Annotated in this window: 1 protein-coding gene; it reads right to left on the bottom strand. The window is 51.0% G+C overall.

What is annotated here, in order from left to right; all coding sequences use genetic code 11:
• The coding region (locus KDK18_RS09755) for a hypothetical protein (RefSeq protein WP_257254714.1) at positions 1-1,560 on the bottom strand (1,560 nt) is incomplete at both ends.

Raw genomic sequence — 1,560 nt, 5'->3', positions numbered from 1 at the left:
CACCGTAGCGTTCCAGCCAGTGCTGGAAAGGTGTGAGCATCCTGTGCGTGTAATCGCCCCGGTTGGTCAGGTCCAGAAGATAGAGGAACGCCATGTTTGAGAGAGACAGCCTGACAGCTTCCGGGGCGGTCCGGGTTACCAGTAGAGGCTTGTAGCTGGAGAGGTACCAGGTGACTGCCTGTAGCAGGAAGGCGGAAGGTTTGATCCAGTAATCATTGAGCTCTAGCTCAACCGCTGTGGCATGAGCCTGCATCAATGTGTCATGGATAGCCTTGATCAGCCCAGATTCAGACACGCCAACGGCATTGGCGTAAGGCGCCAGGGTATCCTGAATATTGGTAAGAAATGCTGCAGTCTTGCGGCCGTTTTCAAAGGCAATGTCGTCAAGAACGTAGTTGGCGATGACAGCAGCTACATATTCTTTCATGCCGGCAACAGACTCCTTCATACCTGCCGGTTCAGTGGCGGTCACGATCACAGGAGAAAAAGCGCTCTGTACGAACTCGTCAACACCCTCGTCGGACAGCATCCGGACAACGGCTTTGAACCGGGGCACCTTGACGCCATGTCCGTAGTCAAGAAAATGTTCAAATTCATCCACTGTCTGGTAACCATCAACACCTCTGACGGCCTTTAGATATTGATCAAGTTCAACCTGGCTGATCAGACCTTCACGCAATAGAGAGATGATCTTGTTACCACTGACAGAACGGACAGCGAAGTATTCCGAGAAGTCTTTCAGATTCCCTTGCTCATGCTGAACGAAGTAAGTGGCTGCTTCGCCCATGCCGTATATTTCATCGTCGTATTCTTGTGGCCCGGTTTTAATGTAAGCCCTCGCATGGCTCGCCAGATTCTGGACCTCATCCAGAATCTTCAGAGACTGATCTTCCGGAGACTCGAGGGCGAATGTCGTCTTCAGATCTTTGAAGACTTTCACAATCCGGGTGGCCTGATTAAATGTCAGATCAGGGACCTTTGCCTGCAGGCGAATGGGTGCAAATTCATCGTCAAAGTCGAAAGTCTGGAAATTGGGTACCGGTTTACCGCACAGTTTTGCTGATTCTGCCAGACCCAGTGCGGCTTCCAGAGCCTGTTTCCTGAGAGGATGTGCCTGAGTGAAGGTGTGTAAATGGGCCAGTATGTTTGCCTGTTTCGGCGTATATTGGAAGGGCCCGCCCTCATTTTCCATGGCTTGTTCTGCAGCTGCCAGTGCTTGCTTCATGTTCTTTATATTCGCTTCCCTGACTTCTACTTCTCTTTCCAGACATTCGTGCTGCCGGGTCAGTTGCAGGATCCTGTCGGCAGTATCATCATCCCCGAACAGCTCCAGCTGCTTGTTTCTTAAGGCAACAATCCGGGCGTCATCTGATACGAGTGTTTCTTTCTGTTCCGGTACTGAATTCGGCACTGCTTTACTATGAACCGCATCCAGTTTGCGACGAAATTCCTCCAGCTCACTTTCAGTTTTTTCTATGTCTCTTCTGGCTCTGGCCACATCACGTTCAAGAACGTATCGGGGTTTAGGTCCCAGGCGGGCCATTTGCCTGTCAAGCTCAT

This window comes from Endozoicomonas sp. SESOKO3 (assembly GCF_024606255.1).
This window is presented reverse-complemented; position numbering and strand designations above follow the sequence as displayed.